This is a genomic window from Streptomyces sp. LZ34, from assembly GCF_053890475.1.
Genome location: NZ_CM132680.1, coordinates 1,078,077 through 1,094,469, shown reverse-complemented (window position 1 = coordinate 1,094,469; position 16,393 = coordinate 1,078,077). Strand labels below are relative to the sequence as shown.

The 16,393-nt window shown below is 71.2% G+C and carries 9 protein-coding genes and 4 pseudogenes; 4 read left to right on the top strand and 9 right to left on the bottom strand.

The genetic code is table 11. The features are described 5' to 3' along the window. Positions 1-57 precede the first annotated feature (57 nt). The 3 genes and pseudogenes from ACWY4P_RS03540 to ACWY4P_RS03530 all read right to left on the bottom strand — a co-directional run. Positions 58-1,218: an alkaline phosphatase PhoX gene (locus ACWY4P_RS03540; RefSeq protein WP_456208617.1), complete on the bottom strand. Its 1,161-nt coding sequence runs from the start codon at positions 1,216-1,218 to the stop codon at positions 58-60. A gap of 301 nt (positions 1,219-1,519) precedes the next feature. Continuing rightward, positions 1,520-2,488 carry an Acg family FMN-binding oxidoreductase gene (locus tag ACWY4P_RS03535; protein ID WP_456212797.1) on the bottom strand — a complete coding sequence of 323 codons (969 nt, stop codon included), beginning with the start codon at positions 2,486-2,488 and terminating at the stop codon, positions 1,520-1,522. A gap of 153 nt (positions 2,489-2,641) precedes the next feature. Continuing rightward, positions 2,642-2,755, bottom strand: a pseudogene (locus tag ACWY4P_RS03530) (DUF1918 domain-containing protein); the annotation flags it as partial. Positions 2,756-2,981: 226 nt separating this feature from the next. On the opposite strand from ACWY4P_RS03530, the pseudogene ACWY4P_RS03525 reads away from it, so the two are divergent. Further along, positions 2,982-3,311: pseudogene (locus ACWY4P_RS03525) on the top strand (CBS domain-containing protein); the annotation flags it as partial. Between the two features lie 209 nt (positions 3,312-3,520). On the opposite strand, the gene ACWY4P_RS03520 reads toward ACWY4P_RS03525, so the two are convergent. Both ACWY4P_RS03520 and ACWY4P_RS03515 read right to left on the bottom strand, forming a co-directional pair. Continuing rightward, positions 3,521-4,402, bottom strand: a complete 882-nt coding sequence (locus tag ACWY4P_RS03520; RefSeq protein WP_456212796.1) for a universal stress protein — start codon at positions 4,400-4,402, stop codon at positions 3,521-3,523. 408 nt (positions 4,403-4,810) lie between these two features. Next, positions 4,811-7,110, bottom strand: a pseudogene (locus tag ACWY4P_RS03515) (glycoside hydrolase family 65 protein). A 145-nt stretch (positions 7,111-7,255) separates the two neighbouring features. Between ACWY4P_RS03515 and ppk2 the strand changes: the two are divergent. From ppk2 to ACWY4P_RS03500, 3 genes and pseudogenes are all read left to right on the top strand, one after another. Next, positions 7,256-8,056 (top strand): annotated as a pseudogene (ppk2, locus tag ACWY4P_RS03510) (polyphosphate kinase 2); the annotation flags it as partial. A 200-nt stretch (positions 8,057-8,256) separates the two neighbouring features. Continuing rightward, positions 8,257-8,631: a cation-transporting P-type ATPase gene (locus ACWY4P_RS03505; protein ID WP_456208616.1), complete on the top strand. Its 375-nt coding sequence runs from the start codon at positions 8,257-8,259 to the stop codon at positions 8,629-8,631. Next, a complete protein-coding gene (locus ACWY4P_RS03500; RefSeq protein WP_456208615.1) occupies positions 8,613-10,601 on the top strand; it encodes a cation-translocating P-type ATPase in 1,989 nt (662 codons plus the stop codon). The genes ACWY4P_RS03505 and ACWY4P_RS03500 overlap by 19 nt, the downstream gene beginning before the upstream one ends. A gap of 22 nt (positions 10,602-10,623) precedes the next feature. Here the strand turns inward: ACWY4P_RS03500 and ACWY4P_RS03495 are convergent, their stop codons facing one another. From ACWY4P_RS03495 to ACWY4P_RS03480, 4 genes are all read right to left on the bottom strand, one after another. Next, positions 10,624-12,411: a DUF6895 family protein gene (locus ACWY4P_RS03495; protein ID WP_456212795.1), complete on the bottom strand. Its 1,788-nt coding sequence runs from the start codon at positions 12,409-12,411 to the stop codon at positions 10,624-10,626. Between the two features lie 69 nt (positions 12,412-12,480). Further along, entirely contained in the window at positions 12,481-12,675 is a 195-nt protein-coding gene (locus tag ACWY4P_RS03490) for a hypothetical protein (RefSeq protein ID WP_456208614.1), read from the bottom strand. Positions 12,676-13,324: 649 nt separating this feature from the next. Then, positions 13,325-14,833, bottom strand: coding sequence for an MFS transporter (locus ACWY4P_RS03485; RefSeq protein WP_456208613.1), 1,509 nt, complete (start codon positions 14,831-14,833; stop codon positions 13,325-13,327). A 176-nt stretch (positions 14,834-15,009) separates the two neighbouring features. Next, the gene (locus ACWY4P_RS03480; RefSeq protein ID WP_456208612.1) at positions 15,010-16,182 is read right to left on the bottom strand and encodes an FAD-dependent monooxygenase; all 1,173 of its coding nucleotides are present in this window, start codon (positions 16,180-16,182) and stop codon (positions 15,010-15,012) included. Between the last annotated feature and the right edge of the window lie 211 nt (positions 16,183-16,393).

The window sequence follows — 16,393 nt, the reverse complement described above, 5'->3', positions numbered from 1 at the left end:
GGGAAACGGAGCGGCGGACGGTCCCCGGACCCTGCGCCGCTCCTCGCCCCGCTCCCGTCAGCTACGGAAGGGTCCGGTCACCTCGTAGGTGATGCCGTCCGAGGAACTGCCGCTCGTGCCGCGCTGGCTGGAGAAGTACAGCCGGGTGCCGTCCGGGGAGAAGGCCGGGCCGGTGATCTCCGAGCCGGACTGGCCGTTGATCCGCAGGAACGGCGCGACGATGTCGTCCGGAGTAATGATGCAGATCTCCATGTTGCCGCCGTCCTCGGCGACGAACAGGTCTCCGAAGGAGGAGCCGGTGATATTGTCCACGCCGGTCAGCGGGGCGGAGCCGGGGCTGACCAGGGAGTCGTCGTAGGCCAGCTCGTAGGTGCTGCTGGTCAGGTTGAGCTGCCAGACGCGGTTGTCGCCCTTGGTGGTGAACCAGACGGTGTCGCCGGCGTAGTGGCAGCCCTCCCCGCCGTTGAAGATCTTGGCGCCCGAGACCTGGTCGCGGGTGTAGGTGGGAGAGCCGTCGGGGTCGGGCACGTTTGCCCAGCTGAACGACCCGGAGGTGCCGGTGCCGGCGACCAGCACCTGTAGCGTGCCGGAGGAGAGGTCGCCCCAGGTGGTCGGGGCGAACCGGTAGAGGCAGCCGTCCGGCTCGTCCTCGGTCAGGTAGATCACCTTGCGTACCGGGTCGGCGGCTGCCGCTTCGTGCTTGAACTGGCCCATGGCGCTGCGGCGCGTGGCGGCGTTCACGCCCCAGGGGTCGGTCTCGTAGACGTAGCCGCGGCTGACTTCTTCACAGGAGAGCCAGGTGCGCCAGGGGGTGGCGCCGCCCGCGCAGTTGTTCCGCGTGTTGGACAGGATGCGGTAGGCACCGGTGATGGTGCCGGAGGAGTTGAACTTGACGGCGCCGGCGCCCCCGCCGGTGCCGACCTCCGAGTTGGAGACGTAGATCCAGCCCGTGCCGTCGGCGAAGCAGGCGCCGCCGTCAGGGGCGTTGTGCCACGTGTAGGAGGTGCCGGAGACGACCTTTCCGGAACGGGCGATGACTCTGCTGGTGAAGCCGTTGGGCAGTTGGATGCCGTTCGCGTCGGCCGCGCCCGGCGCTCCATAGGGACTGGGGCCGTTCTGGGCAGGGGCCGCGTAGGCGGCGCCGCGCATCAAGGTGCCGCCGAAGGCCGCGGCCGAGGTGCCGATGACTGCTCCGCGCAGGAAGGTACGACGTTCCACTCTCACTCCTGAGGGTGTGTTTACCCGCCGCCGGCCGGCGGCGGGGCCGCGCTCAGAGGCCATAGAAGGGACCATAGAGAGGAGAGGTTGACCGTCAATGGACGACCGATGACGGGGGCGCGAGGTGCGACACAATGGCTGAAGTGATCACCCACTGCCGCGGCCATAGTTGATCCGGCTTCACGGAGGCGTTCGCGGCGGGCGCACCACGGTGAGCAGCGGCACGCTCAGCACGACCCACAGATCGGCGCGCTGGCATGTGCGCGGCGCCCCGGCCCCCGAACACCCGGCGCGGACGTGGTCAGGACAGGATGTCGAGTATGTGGCGGGTCGGGCGACGTGGCGTTCTGGGGCCTGGTGGGCCGTAGCCGAGCCGCAGCACCATGTGTACGTGTCCTGAACCTGCCACGGGGTCGCGCAGCGGCCAGCGCAGGTCGGGCCACTCGAGGGCTTGGGCGATGAACGAGCTGGACAGTCCCTCGAGAGTGGCGGTCAGCAGGACGCGTTCCATGGCCTGGCCCGCGCGCAGCCAGTCCTCCGGCCCGTCGCGCGGGGTGGCCAGCAGCGCCAGCTGAGGAGAGCTTTCGAAATCGGCGGTTTCGCGACCGGGGACCGGTTGGCCGCCCGCGAAGTCCCGTACGGGGGCTCTGCCGCCGCGTCGGCGGGGGCCGAAGGCATACGGTGGTACCCCTTCGACGGCGGACCGTGGCGTCTGGGCGGAGAGCTGGGACCAGCGGGACAGGTCCTCGGTGCTGCCGCGGTCGGTGAGGTTGCGCGCCTCGGCCTCCAGGGCCAGGTCCAGCACTGTCTGCAGATGCCATCCGGAGGCGAAGGACAGCGAGACGCCTTCCGCCCCGGCCGCCTCCCGGAGGGTGGTGCGCACGGGTTCCGGTATCTCGGTCTCGGCGAAGGGGGACCGGCTGGTGTGCCGGGCGTGGACGGCCGGGTACAAGCCGCTGGGGTCGTCCTCGTCGCCGAGGGAGCTGGTCAGTGATACGGCGGCGAGCAGTGTGGGGTCGTCGGGATCGGGCAGGAGCTCGGTCGTCGGGTGCCGGCCCGCGTGAGCGGCCGCGACCCGCAGGTTCATCAGGGCGGCCCCACAGCCCAGGTGGAGTGCGCGGAGGTCTGCGTCGGAGTGCGGCAAGGCTCTCTCGAGGTCCGCGATCATGTGGAAGAGGCACTTGCCGCGGAAGTACCGGAACCGCCAGGGCTGTGCGTTGTGCATCGACGGGGCGGCCGCGGCATCGCGCGCCAGTGCCGCCACCGCCATGTCGGAGAGCGGCCGCGCGCTCGCGCGCGCCTCTGCGGCTGCCTCGGGGGTGAGGGCCCCGGGTGCCTTTTCGGCGCGGTTCGCGATGTGGTGAATATGGGCGTCCGGTCCGGGGAACACGAGGGACACCTGTCCGGAATCCGACCAGCGCACATCGTACGGAGGGGTCCCATCGTCGTGGTGGACTCCGACTATCTCGCCGTCGCGCCGGGTCGCACCGGTAGTCGGGCTTTCGACAATCAGTTGGTCGCCGACATGAGCACGCATCGGCATCTCCGCCTCTCTGCCCGTCTTCCTGTGTTCAGGGTTTCACGGTCGGCGCGCACCGACATGGGCGGAAGGTCCTCGCGCCGGGACTCGATGGCCCTCATGGCGGGCCGAGTGGCTCATGTGGGGGTGGCCGCGGGTTGCCACGCTGGCAGTGTCCATGCGCGGCTCCGCCGCGTGGCGGACAGGGCAGGCCGAACAGCGAGTGTCCGAAGGGAGTCGGGACATGCACCACAGGACGGTCGGGGAGCTCATGACCCGCAATGTGGTCCGGGCGCCACGCGAGATGCCGTTCAAGGAGATTGTGGAGCTCCTCGCCGAAAACGATGTCACCGCCGTGCCGGTCGTGGACGGCTCCGGCCACCCGATCGGTGTCGTGTCCGAGGCGGATCTGCTGCGCAAGTCCTCCGGCCAGGCCGATCCATCCGGCCGGGTGCCGATCCCGCACCTGGAGGCGTGGGAGCGCGCGAAGACGGAAGGGACGAGGGCGGAGGAGCTGATGTCGGCCCCTGCGGTGTGCGCGCGTCCGGAGTGGAGCGTGGTCGAGGCGGCCCGTCCGACCCCTCGTGTTTGGCCTGTTCCAGGGGATCACCCCAGGCGGAGGCGGCCAGCGCGGGTTCGTCGGGAACGCATCTCGGCCTCGTTTCGCCAGGTGCGGGCGGCCTCTTCGCAGATGCCCCTCGCCTCGGCCTCGGCCTCCCCCAGCAGGGACAGCGGCGGCGCCGGCTCGGCGGCGAGCTCAGCGGTGCGGTCCGCTCCGCTGTCTCACAGCCGCTGTGGCACGACGGCGACCGGACACGCGCAGTGGTGCAATACGGCGTGGCTGACCCGGCCGAGCTGCAGACCGGTGTGGTCAGGGCGGCGGAGGGCTCCGACCACCAGCAGATCAGCGCGCTCCGACATGTCCAGCAGAACCCGGTGCGCGCGTCCCTCGACCAGTTCGCGGTGGCACGTGGTCTCGTGATGTTGGCGTTCGACCTGGTCCAGCACCTCGTCGAGGATGCTCGCCGCCTGCTCCTCGTAGAGCAGAGTGGTGGCCTCGTGTGCGAACAGTGTCTGGCCCGCGTGCCGCTCCGCCGGACACAGCCAGGTCCGTACGGCCTGCACTTCGGCGTTCCGCGCCCGAGCCTCACGAAAGGCGAACCGCGCCGCCGCCGAGCCCTCCGCGGGGTCGCCGACCGCGAGGACGACGCGCCCGAAGGCCCCCTCGCGGTTCCACTCCCCGCCACGGACCACGACCACCGGACACATGGCACGGGCCGCCACCGCCAGGCTGACCGACCCCAGGAGCGAACCGGCGAGCTCGCCCCTGCCGCGGGAGCCCGTGACCACGGCGAACGCCTCACGGCTCTCCGTCAGCAGCGCCGTCACGGTGTCTTCGGCCAGCGCTTCACCGCAGGCCTTGACGTCCGGGTTGCGCAGCGTCGCGCGTTCCGTGGCGGAGGTGGCGATGTGTTCGGCCACTATCGCCCCGGAGGGCGGGCGGCCGGCGTCGAAGAAGGGGAGGCCCCCCTCGTACCGCTCCCAACGAGAGGCGTGGACGAGACGCAGGGGCAGCCCGTGGCGCGCCGCTTCGTCGACGGCCCAGTCCACCGCCTGCAGACTCGACTCCGACCCGTCGACCCCCACGACCAGCGAGAGCGACATCATCCCCACCGCCTTCCTGCGGGGCTTGTCCCTTCGGATACCCCCGTGTCCACGGTGGCACCGGCCGGGCTCACGCGGATGGGCGGATCGGCCCTCGGGCAGGGAACGGTCGGCCCTGGCGCTCCGGTCCGCGCGGTGGTGTCATGGAAACGGCACCGAGGGCGACAACAGACACGGAGAAGCGGTGTGAAACCGCGCACCGTGCAATCAGGGCCCACGAGAAGCGGGCGGCCCTCGGCGCTGTAGTGCGCTCCGCGCCTGAGGAGCGACGTACGAGGCGGTGGGAAGCCGCGTTCGTACCGCGACATTCCGTCTGCATGTGCGGCGGCATCGGGCTCGCCCTTCTGGTGTGCGGGCGCCCTCGTACTCCCATCATGGCGTGTCGGGCATGGGGTCTGCTCTGCGTGGTCACTGGCGTGGCAGGGGCAGCAGGCAGGTCTCGCCCGGGGCCACGGAGACCGTGTGGTCGGCCAGTGCCACGTCGATCGGTTCGCGGTCGGAGGCCGGTACGGTGATCCGCAGCTGTCCGGTGCTCAGCCGCAGACGCACCCCCCAGTGGCCCCGGTAGCGGATCGCCAGTCCGAAGAGGGACAGCTCAGGGAGCGGCACGGGATCCAGTCGCAGCGCTCCGCCCCGGGGCTCCAGTCCGGTCAGGCCGCGCTGTACGAGGTCGAGGGTGCCGGCCAGGGCGCCGAGGTGAATGCCCTCCCCGGTGGTGCCGCCCTGCAGATCGGCGATGTCTCCGGTGAGCGCCTCCTGGCAGAACCGCCAGGCCTCCGCCCGCCGCACCCGGGGCAGGACCCAGGCGTGGACGAGGCTGCTGAGAGTGGAGCCGTGGCTGGTGCGGCGCAGGTAGTAGTCGACGGTGCGCCCCCAGTCGGTGTCGTCCAGCTCGTAGCCGAGCCGGCGGAAGAGGCGGTGCAGTTCAGCAGGCGCGAAGAGGTAGCCGAGCATCAGCACGTCGGCCTGTTTGGATGCCTGGGGCTGACGATCCCGCGGTGCCAGGGCACCAGCAGCCTCCGGGACACGTCCTGCCAGATGTCGAGCTCCGTGTCCGCGAGCGCGGTGCGTTCGAACAGGTCCCGGCGGCGCGGCTCGGGCAGGGAGCGCAGCAGGCCGAGGGCGCGGGCGAGCACCCACGCGGCGGTGACGTTGGTGTACGTGTTGTCGTCGATGCCGGGGCGCAAGGCGCCGGGGTAGGCGTCGTGATACTCGTCGGGGCCGACCACGCCGAGGATCCGGTATCGTCCCCGTGCGCTGTCCCAGGTGGCCGCGTCGGCCCAGAACCGGGCGATCTGCAGCAGCATCTCGGCGCCCTTGGTGTGCATGAACTCCGCGTCGCCGGTGGCCTCGCCGTACTGCCAGACGTTGTACGCGATCGCCGAGCCGACATGGTGCTGGAGCCGGGAGTGATCGGGCAGCCAGCGTCCCGAGCGCGGGTTGAGATGCAGCCGCTGGGTCTCCTCGCGGCCGTCGCTGCCGCTCTGCCACGGGTACATCGCGCCGGCCCGCCCTGCGTCGCGGGCCGCGAAGCAGGCCTGCTCCAGCCTTCGATGACGGTAGACCAGTAGCGCCCGGGAGACCTCAGGAAGGTGGAGGTTCATAAACGGCAGGACGAACAACTCGTCCCAGAACACATGGCCCCGGTACGCCTCGCCGTGCAGCCCACGCGCGGGCACCCCGACGTCCAGGTCCGCAGTGTGCGGGGAGAGCGTCTGCAGGAGATGGAACAGATGCAGCCGCAGGATCCGCCCCGCTTCCCCGGCCACGTCCATCTCGCACGCGCGCCACAGCTGCTCCCACGCCGCGCGGTGGGCGTCGGCGAGTGCCGTAAAGCCCGGCGCACGGCCCACGCGGTCCACGGCGGCATGCAGCGGATCGCTGATCGCCGGGTCGCGGGAGGTGTGCAGGGCGACGCACTTGTCGACGGTCACCGTCCGGCCCGGCTCCATGACCGGCCACAGCAGGAGGCAGGCGCGTTCCGGCCTGTGGGTGGCGGCCATGCCGGTGTCGCCGTCGGTGGTGGTGCGGGCGGCCATGCCGACGCGGATGTCGGAGGTGCTGGTGCGACAGCGCAGCCAGACCACGTCACCGCTGGGCGCGGTGCCCGTGTGCACATGGGTCAGGTGCCGGTTGGCCAGCTGCCGGTACCGGGCGACGCCGGTGTTGGCCACCGCGCCGTCCAGCGTCGACTCCACCTCCAGCCGCCCCGACCAGTCCTCCGCGGTGAACTCGGTCCGCAGCGCCGCCAGATGCGGGTCGCCCATGTGGACGAGGCGCAGCTGCCGCACGGCCAGGTGCCGGCCGGCGTCGTCCACGCACCGCGCGGTGCGCTCCAGGATGCCCGCGCGCAGATCAAGGGTCAGCCGGTGGTCGAGCGGGGGGCGGGTGTCCGGCGAGAACCACGGTGTCGGGAGCGCGTCGGCGGTGTCTTCGTTCCCGGGCCGGAAACGCAGCGGCAGCCAATTGGGCAGGTTGACCAGGTCCTCGTTCTCCACCTGCCGGCCCGCCACCTCCGACTCCAGCCTGTTGTAACAGCCGGCGACGTAGGTACCGGGGCTGTGCACGGTGTCCGCGGCGCACTCCGGGAGGGCGCCCCGTGTCGCGAAGTAGCCGTTGCCGAGGGTGCACAGGGACTCCCTCAGCCGCTCCTCGGCCGGGTCGTAGCCCTCGTACACCCAGGTCCATCCGGGCAGTGTCCGGCTCATGGGTCACCCCCGACACCGACGACCAAGGGCAGCCCCACGACGACCACCGCCCTTCCGTGTGCTGCCGTGTCTCCACCCTGCCCCCGCCCCCGCGCGGTGTCAGCCCGGGGCGTGGTGGCGGCCTGCCCGGTGCGACACTGGCCACATGGGCGACCGCGGCTTTGGCCGACTGCCCCGGGCCCGGTACGAGCAGGAGCTGCGCCGACTGCAGATCGAGCTGGTGAGGCTCCAGGAGTGGGTGCGGGCCGAGGGGCGGCGGCTGGTGGTGGTCTTCGAGGGGCGCGACGCGGCCGGCAAGGGCGGCGCGATCAAGCGGGTCACCGAGTGCCTGAACCCGCGTATCGCGCGGATCGCCGCCCTTCCAATCCCGACGGAGCGGGAACGCACCCAGTGGTACTTCCAGCGCTATGTCGAGCGGCTTCCCGCCGCGGGTGAGATCGTGCTCTTCGACCGCAGCTGGTACAACCGGGCCGGCGTCGAACGCGTCATGGGTTTCTGCACCGAGGAGGAGCACCAGCGCTTCCTGCGCCAGTGCCCGGTCTTCGAACGGATGCTGGCCGAGGACGGGATCCTGCTGCGCAAGTACTGGTTCTCGGTGAGCGACGCCGAGCAGGAGGAGCGGTTCCGCAGACGGCTGAACGATCCCACCCGGCGCTGGAAGATCTCGGCGATGGACCTGGAGTCCATCACGCGCTGGGAGGCGTACTCCCAGGCCAAGGACGAGATGTTCGCGCGCACCGACATCCCCGAGGCCCCCTGGTACGTCGTCGAGGCCGACGACAAACGCGCGGCCCGCATCAACATGATCGCCCACCTGTTGTCCACCGTGCCGTACGGCGACGTCCAGCTGCCGGACCTTCGGCTGCCGCCCCGTCCCGCGCCCACCGGGTACGAGCGGCCGCCCAGGCATCTGCAGACCTATGTGCCCGACCACGCCGCCTCGCTCCTGGCACCGGATCGCGGGGCCGGGCCGCGAGGCGGCGGTGCAGCGGATGCGCCCGGGCCGGACCGACTCCACGATGAAGGCATGACGGCCCCTCGCCCCGCCGACCACCTCGACAGCCACCCCGACGACGCCGACACGGTCACCTCCTGCCCCGAGCACAAGGCCACGGCGGTACGACTGGCCGCGGCGGACGACCCCGGGTGACGGAGGGGCTGTCGCGGGAGGAGGCGGCGCGGCGGCTGGGGGAGTACGGGGCCAACGTCGTTGCCCAGGAGCGGCGCACCCCCGTGTGGCGCCGCGTGCTGCAGCAACTGCGCGACCCGCTGATCGTGGTGCTTCTCGTGGCCGCCGCACTGACCCTGGCCACCGGAGACCTCCCCGACGCCGCGGTGATCCTGCTCGTGATCACGGTGAACACCGTGGTCGGCGTCGTCCAGGAGGTACGGGCGGAACGGGCTGTGGCCGCCCTCTCGGCGCTGAGCGCCCCCGCCGCCCGCGTGGTACGCGACGGTGCGGAGTGTTCCGTACCGGCTGCCGACGTGGTGCTCTGCTCCTGGTGGACGAGTCGGCGCTGACGGGCGAGTCCGTGCCGGTGGAGAAGGCCGCGGTCGGGGAAGCTTCGCTCGGCACCGTGTCAGCGGGCACGGTTGTCGTCCGCGGCCGCGGACGCGTCCAGGTCACCGGCACCGGGGCGCACAGTGCGCTCGGCCGGATCGCCGCACTGATGGGAACCGCGCCCGGCCTGACCCCGCTGCAACGCCGACTGGCGCGGTTCGGCCGGGTGCTGGTGGCCGTCACCGTCGCGCTGTGCGCGGTGGTGCTCGCCCTGGGGCTGGCCCGCGGACAGCCGGTGGAGCTGATGGTCGTGGCCGCGATCAGCCTCGCCGTCGCGGCCGTACCCGAGTCTCTGCCAGCCGTGGTCACCCTCGCCCTCGCGCTCGGGGCCCGGCGGATGGCGGACCGGCACGCCATCGTCCGCCGGCTGCCCGCGGTGGAGACCCTGGGGTCGGTCACGGTGCTCGCCACCGACAAGACCGGCACCCTGACCGAAGGCCGGATGGCCGCCGAAAAACTGTGGACGCCATATGGCGAGGCCTCCGTCACCGGCATCGGCTACGACCCGGAAGGCCGCGTCACGCGCGACGGCCGGACCGTGACCGCGAGCGACGCTCCCGACCTGGCCGCCCTGGGTCGCGCCACGATGCTCTGCAACGACGCCGCGCTCGAACCCCCACCGGACGACGGCACACCATGGCGGGCGATGGGCGACCCCACCGAGGCCGCCCTGCTGGCGGCCGGAGCGAGACTGGGCCTGGACCGGGGCGCGCTCGACGGCGAACTCCCGCGAGTTGACGAGATCCCCTTCGACAGCGCCCGTAAGTGCATGACGACCGTGCACCGCACGCCGGGCGGCGGACTGCGCGTCGTCTGCAAGGGAGCACCCGAGACCATGCTCCGCCCCATGGTCCTCACCGACCCACCAGACCTGCTCTCCCGGGCCGCCGCCCGGGCCGAAGCCGCCGGCATCACCTCCGTCCTCATCACCGGCGATCACCCCCTCACCGCACGCGCGGTGGCGGCGCGTTCGGGCATCGTGGCCAGGGCGGACGACGTCACCACGGGCGAACGCATCCGCCAGGGCACCGCGGGCGCGCTCACCGCCCTGCGCGTCTACGCCCGTACCACGCCCGAGCAGAAGCTGGACATCGTCCAGGCGTGGCGCACCGCGGGCCATGTGGTGGCGATGACCGGCGACGGCGTCAACGACGGCCCGGCCCTGCGCCGGGCGGACATCGGCGTGGCCATGGGGCAGCGCGGCACCGAAGTGGCCCGCCAAGCGGCCGACCTCGTGCTCGCCGACGACAACCTGGCCACCGTCGTCGCCGCCGTCGAGGAAGGCCGCCGCGTCTACGCCAATGTGCGCCGGTTCCTGCTCTATGCCCTCTCCGGAGGCACGGCGGAAATCCTGGTCATGCTCCTTGGCCCCTTCCTCGGCATGCCCCTGCCCCTGCTCCCCGCGCAGATTCTGTGGATCAACCTGCTCACCCACGGCCTCCCCGAAGTGGCCCTCGGAGCCGAACCCGTGGCCCCGGGCGTCATGCGCCACCCGCCCAGGCCGCCCGAAGAGAGCGTGCTGGGCGCAGGGCTCTGGCCCCGGATCCTCGCCGTGGGGGCGTTCGTCGCCGGCGTCACCCTGGTGACCGGGGTCTGGGCACGGGAGACCGACCGCCCCTGGCAGTCCCTGATGTTCCTGGTGCTCGGCGCCACCCAACTCGGCGTCGCCCTGGGCTCCCGCGCCCGCCCGGGCAGCCTCGCCAATCCGTTCCTGCTGGCCGCCGTGGCTACAGCGCTGGCCCTACAGGCGGCCGGCGTCTATCTGCCGCCCCTGCGCGCCCTGCTGGGCACCGAACCGCTGCCACCCACCGACCTCGCGATCGCCTGCGTGCTCTCGGGCCTGGGACACGTCGTCATGCGGGCAGAGCGGCACTTCTTCCCGGAGCGTCCGCCGCACGCGGTCCCGGCGTCAGGCTCGGCTCATGGCTGAGACGGGGCGCGCGGCGGCAAGCTCAGGGCATGGGCTCAGCGGCAGGGCCGGAGCCGAGCGCCACCAGCGTGGAAAGGGCGGCCACACAGCTCTGGGTCCACCGCCGTTGCACGCTTGCGCGCTGCTGGGGATCGTCCACGGCCGGATGGCCGAAGGCTCCCGAAGGGCTCTGCTGACGGAGCAGGAACTCCGATCCGTCGCGGACGACACGGTGGTCGGCCCAGCCGAGCAGAGCCAGGCCTTGCAGCAGCACGGCGACTTCCTCAAGCTTGTAGTCCTGGCAAGCCGCCGGAAGGGCCGCGGCCAGTCGCTCTCCGGCCGAACGGGCTGAGGAAGCGCAGCGGGCCAGACGGCTCGGATCATCCCCGGCGAACTGGGCCACGTCCCTGGCGGTCACGGCGGGCGGGCGGTCTTCCGCCAGCAGTGGCGTGGGGTCGGCTGAGGCGATGAGGGAATGCGCGGCCTCGGCGGCGAGCCAACCCAGCCGCGTCAGCTGTCCGACTCCGCCGGCCGCGGTCGCGGGAACGGCCGTGAGACCGGAGAGTGCGGAGGCGGTGTCCTCCAGGAACCGGTCCAGCGCTGCGCAGGTCAGATTTGATGCCCTCATGCCGTGCGCACACTCGAAAACCACATCGGCCCCGACACGTCGCCACAGCTCGGGCCCCGGTTCGGCTTCGGCGCGTTCGACGACCGAGACGAGCGCGGGACGGGCGAGTGCGGGTTCACCGACCGAACGGGCTCCGCGTACGGCTGCGGCCGCTGCCGGAACAGCCTCGTCGAGGGCAGCGGTGGCAGCGGCTTCGCCGAGCCAGACAGCCGCTCGGCGCAGGGCGGAATCGAGCTGCGCCGCGTCTGACACCTCCGGCGGCGCGGGGCGTCGGCAGCGGATGACGGAGGAGCTTCTGGCGAGCAGGCCGGCGAGCGCGGCGACGATTGTCGTGTGGTACGCCGTGGCCCACGAGCGGTACTCTGCGTCGCCGCCTTCGAGCCCCGGGTGGACGACCCCCTCCGGACCGGCGACTCGGCCGTCGGGTTCCTGTACCTCTGAGAGGAAGGCCCAGGCCTGCTCCGCCTCCGCCGAGTCACGGATTCCCAGGCACAGCAGACAGCAGAGCAGCTCCGTCACAAGGTCCGCGTTTCCTCGCCGTCGGCACAGAAGACACAGCGCCTCGAGGAGTTGGACGGCGCGGCCCAGGTCGAAATCGGTGGGCCACTTCGGGACACGAAGTCCGAAGTCGGTGGCGTAGAAGACCGTATGGGTGATCGCGTAGATATCCCGGTCGCCGAGCTTGAGTACGGAAGGGTCCGCACAGAACAACGTGAAAGGAAGTATCGCCTCGACCGGGGGCAACTCGTGTGCGACTCCGGCCAGTTCCATCGTGTGCAGGAGGTCCAGCTGCCGGTAGGGGATGCGCTCGAAGGAGGTCGCACAGCGGCCCGCGACCGATTGCTCGATGAGGTACTGGAATTCTTCGTCGCGATGCCCGCACAACCGAAGGGCCGCGTGAGTGCCGGCGTAGAGCAGGAGCGCGCGCTCATCGCGCCCGACGAGCTCCCGATAGGACGGGCGGCTTGCCACGGCGACCATCCGGTCGAACAGCCGCTGGTAGTGCCCGTCGAAAGTGGTGGGATCCAGACGGGCGCGGAGTCCCACCAGCAGCGCCATCTCGACAAGCGCCTTGCGGGCGAAGAGGATGCCTGTCTCTTCCGCGGTGTCCGGGTCGAACCGGGTGTGGTGCGCGGCCAGCCAGGAAACTGCTTGCTGTTCGACCGCGCGCCACGGTTCGGGCAGCTCGCTCCCCGCGTACATCGGTGTCACTACTGCCCCCTGATCACTGTCCGTCCATGGAGTCGGCCCCGCGCTGCGAGGTCGTCTCGACTACTCGGCCGGGTCCGCCTCGTCGCATTCGGCCGCGACGACGAGCACGTATTTCTCCCACGCCAGCACATAGCCGGCGACCTCGTCGAGTGTGGTGGTCGCGCGGACCAACTGCTCGAGGGGTATCTCGAGATGGACGAGTCCGCTGGTCTGGAGGAACTCCAGGGCTTTTCGGGTGTCGATGGAACAGGACATAGTGCGCCTCCGCTGATGGTAGGGTTCCCCGGCGGAATTCATTTGCCACACCGCCGAGGCGCCTCCCAGTCTGGCGATGGACCGAACGGGCGTCACTAATAGTTTCGAAAGTTCCCTCGCCTGGGTTATTCCTCATATCATCACGCTGGAATTGTTCGAGGGGATACGGAACGGTACGGCCCACCCCGGCCGGTGCGTCAGCCGCCCGTGCTTTCCCGCAGGATGACCCGGTGCCCGGCCACATGGTCGTGCGAGGCATCGAAGCCAAGTCGGCCTCGAAGGGGAGGCCGGCCGCCCGCAGGGCCTCGCGGTAGCCATCGGTGCGCAGCCGGTCGGTGCCGCCCTCGGCGGGCCGTTCCCCGAGCAGGACCACCGGGAGCCGGCGGTCGCGGGTGGCGAGGTCGCTGGGCCGGAGGGACAGCGGGCTGAGGATGCCGCCGTCGGAGAACCGCGCGTCGAATCCGCGCAGCGCGGCCAGCTCGCGCTCGCGCATGGATCCGGTCTGGTGGAGCAGGATGGTGCGTCCCCGGCGGTCGGCCTCGGTGGTGACGTGCTTGGCCAACTCGGAGAAGTAGGCGATGTCGAGTTCCGGGACCGCCAGGGTGATCATGCCGGTGCGGCCCTGGCGGCTTACACCCGGTCCGGGGCCTTACATGTGCACGACGGGTGCCGCGGCGGGGTCCTGGGTGGGTGCGCCGCGCCGGTAGAGGATGGCGCTGATGACCACGCCGGCGACGAAGAAGATGGCCGACCACCAGTAGGCCGTGGAGTAGCCCTCCAGGCCGGCTTGGGCGAGGACGGTGGGGTCCTTGGGGTTCTTGCCGTCCAGGTAGTTGGTGACGGCGCTGGTGGAGAGGGTGTTGAGCAGGGCGGTGCCGAGGGAGCCGCCGACCTGCTGCATGGTGTTGACGGCGGCCGAGGCGACGCCGGAGTCCTCGGCGGCCACGCCGGAGGTGGCCAGGCTCATGGCGGGGGCCATCACCAGGCCGAGGCCGAGGCCGGCCACGATCAGCGGGGGCAGGATGTCGGTCGTGTAGCTGCTGCCCAGGTCGAGGGCGGTCAGCCAGGCGATGCCGGCGGCGGCCAGACCCATGCCGAGGGGCACCACGGGCTTGGGGCCGAGGCGCGGGATGAGCATGGTGGTGGCGAGGGTGGAGGTGAGCATGAGGGCGGCGACCATGGGCAGGAAGGCCAGGCCGGTCTTGATGGGGGTGTAGCCGAGGCTCTGCTGCAGGTAGTAGGTGAGGAAGAGAAAGACCCCGAACATGCCGGCGCCGCTGATCAGGACGGAGACGAAGGAGGCGCCGCGGTTGCGGTCGAGCAGGATGCGCAGGGGCAGCAGGGGGTGGCGGGAGCGAGTCTGCCACCAGGTGAAGGCGGCGAGCAGGACGGCTCCGGCGGCCAGGAAGCCCCAGGTGGCGGGGGAGTCCCAGTCGTGGCTCTCGGCGTTGGAGAAGCCGTAGACCAGGCAGAACAGGCCGCCGCCGACGAGGACGGCGCCGGGGATGTCGATGGTGACACTGGTGTCGCGGGTGGAGCGCTGCAGCAGGATCACGCCGCCGATGACGGCGACGACGGCGAAGGCGAGGTTGACGTAGAGGGTCCAGCGCCAGTCGAGGTGCTCGGTCAGCACACCGCCCAGGAGCAGGCCGATGGCGCCGCCGGAGCCGGCGATGGCGCCATAGACGCCGAAGGCCTTGGCGCGTTCCTTGGCGTCGGTGAAGGTGACGGTGAGCAGGGAGAGGGCTGCCGGGGCGAGCAGGGCGCCGAACACGCCCTGGAGGGCGCGGGCGGCGACGAGCATGTCGAAGCTGGTGGCGGCGCCGCCGAGGGCGGAGGCGCCGGCGAAGCCGACCAGGCCGGTGAGGAAGGTCATCTTGCGGCCGAAGAGGTCGGCGATGCGGCCGCCGAGCAGCAGCAGGCTGCCGAAGGCGAGGGCGTAGGCGGTGACGATCCACTGCCGGTCGCCGTCGGAGAAGCCCAGGTCCTTCTGCGCGGAGGGCAGGGCGATGTTCACGATGGTGGCGTCCAGGACGACCATGAGCTGGGCCACGCCGATGACGGCGAGGATCCACCAGCGATGGCGGGGCCGTGCGTCGGCGGGCGGGAGGGATATGACGGCCGCACCGGCAGGCGCTTCGGCCGGGGTTCGAGGCATGACGAAACTCCGGAGGAGATGACGGGAAACGGGACAGGGGAAGGCCGTGGTGCGGGGCGGGACGGCTGCGTCGAAGGAGCTCGTCACGTGGTTCGGCCGGCCGTGGTGGCGGGTGAACTGCCGGGTTCTCCGTGTTGCCCGGCCCACTTGGCGCACCCGGCGCCGTTGCTCGGGGGTCAGCGCTTGACGGCCTTGGCGATCTTGACGCCGACCGGGCTGGAGATCGCGCGGATGGCGGTGCGGCGGGCGATGTGTCCGAATCGGTTCACGGGCATGAACATGTGCTGCATGAACAGGGCCTGCTTCTGGTAGCGGGTGGTCAGCGGGCGTAGTTGCCGCTCCCATGCGCCGAGGGCGGCGGGGATGCCGTCGTGCTCGCCCAACAGCCGGCTCAGCAGCTCGGCGCCGGCGATGCCCATGCCGGAGCCCTGTCCGGAGTAGAGGGTCATGCACCAGGCGGAGTCGCCGAGCAGGACGACCCGGCCCTGGCTCCAGCGGTTGATGTGGATCTGGCTGACCTGGTCGAAGAGGACGGACTCGGAGCGGTCCATCGCGTCCAGCATGGCCGGCACGATGGTGCCGCCGAAGTCGCCGAACGCCGCACGCAGCGCCTCGGAGGGATTCCTGCGGACCTCGGCGGCGGGCCAGGGCGTGCGGTAGAGCAGGAAGGCGACCGGGGGATGGTCGACGTAGGTGTTGATCCAGGCTGAGCGGCCGGGGGCGGTGGCGACCAGGGTGTCGCCGTCGCGCACGTCGGGCAGCCTGCCGTCGATGACGCAGGCGGCCACCGCGTGGTCGAAGTCCTTGCGGTAGAGGTCTTCCGGGCCGAAGACCAGGGAACGGACGGTGGAGTGGATGCCGTCGGCGCCGATGAGCAGGTCCGCGGTCTCCACCGACCCGTCGGTCATGGTGACGGTCACCTGGTGGCGGTCCTGGGTGATCGCGGCGGGCCCGACGCCGTAGCGGATCTCGACCAGGTCGTGGACCGCGTCGTACAGGACGCGCTCCAGATCGCTGCGCAGCAGGATCCGCAGAGGGGTGCCGTCGACGTGGCTCGGAAAGGTGATGCCGGGGGTGACGCGGCCGCTCCGGTCGATTTCGTACATGCGCCCGTCGGGGAGGGTGCGCTGGGGGAGCGCGTCCAGGATGCCCAGTCGTTCGGCGGCGGCGTAGCCGGGGCCGAAGAAGCGGACGAAGTAGCCGCCGGTACGGCGCTGGGGAGCCCGTTCGACGATCAGGGGCTGCCAGCCGGCACGGTGCAGAGTCAGGGCCGCGGCGAGCCCGGAGATGCCGGAGCCGACGATCACGGCACGCCGGGCGGGGCGTGGGGGGAGTGACTGAGTTGCCATGGGGGAGCGCCTTTGGTGTTGGTCACGACGATCTCCTTGCGCCGGAGACCCTTCTGACACCTGTCAGGTTATAGTGAATCTGACAGCTGTCAAATAAGGTGCCCGTGGGCTCTAAAATGGGGCAGGCCACGCAGGAGCCGGCAAGCAGTCATGGAGGTAAGGGTGGGAGCACGAACCGAGTCCGCACGACGGCCGGGGCGTCCCGGCGCGG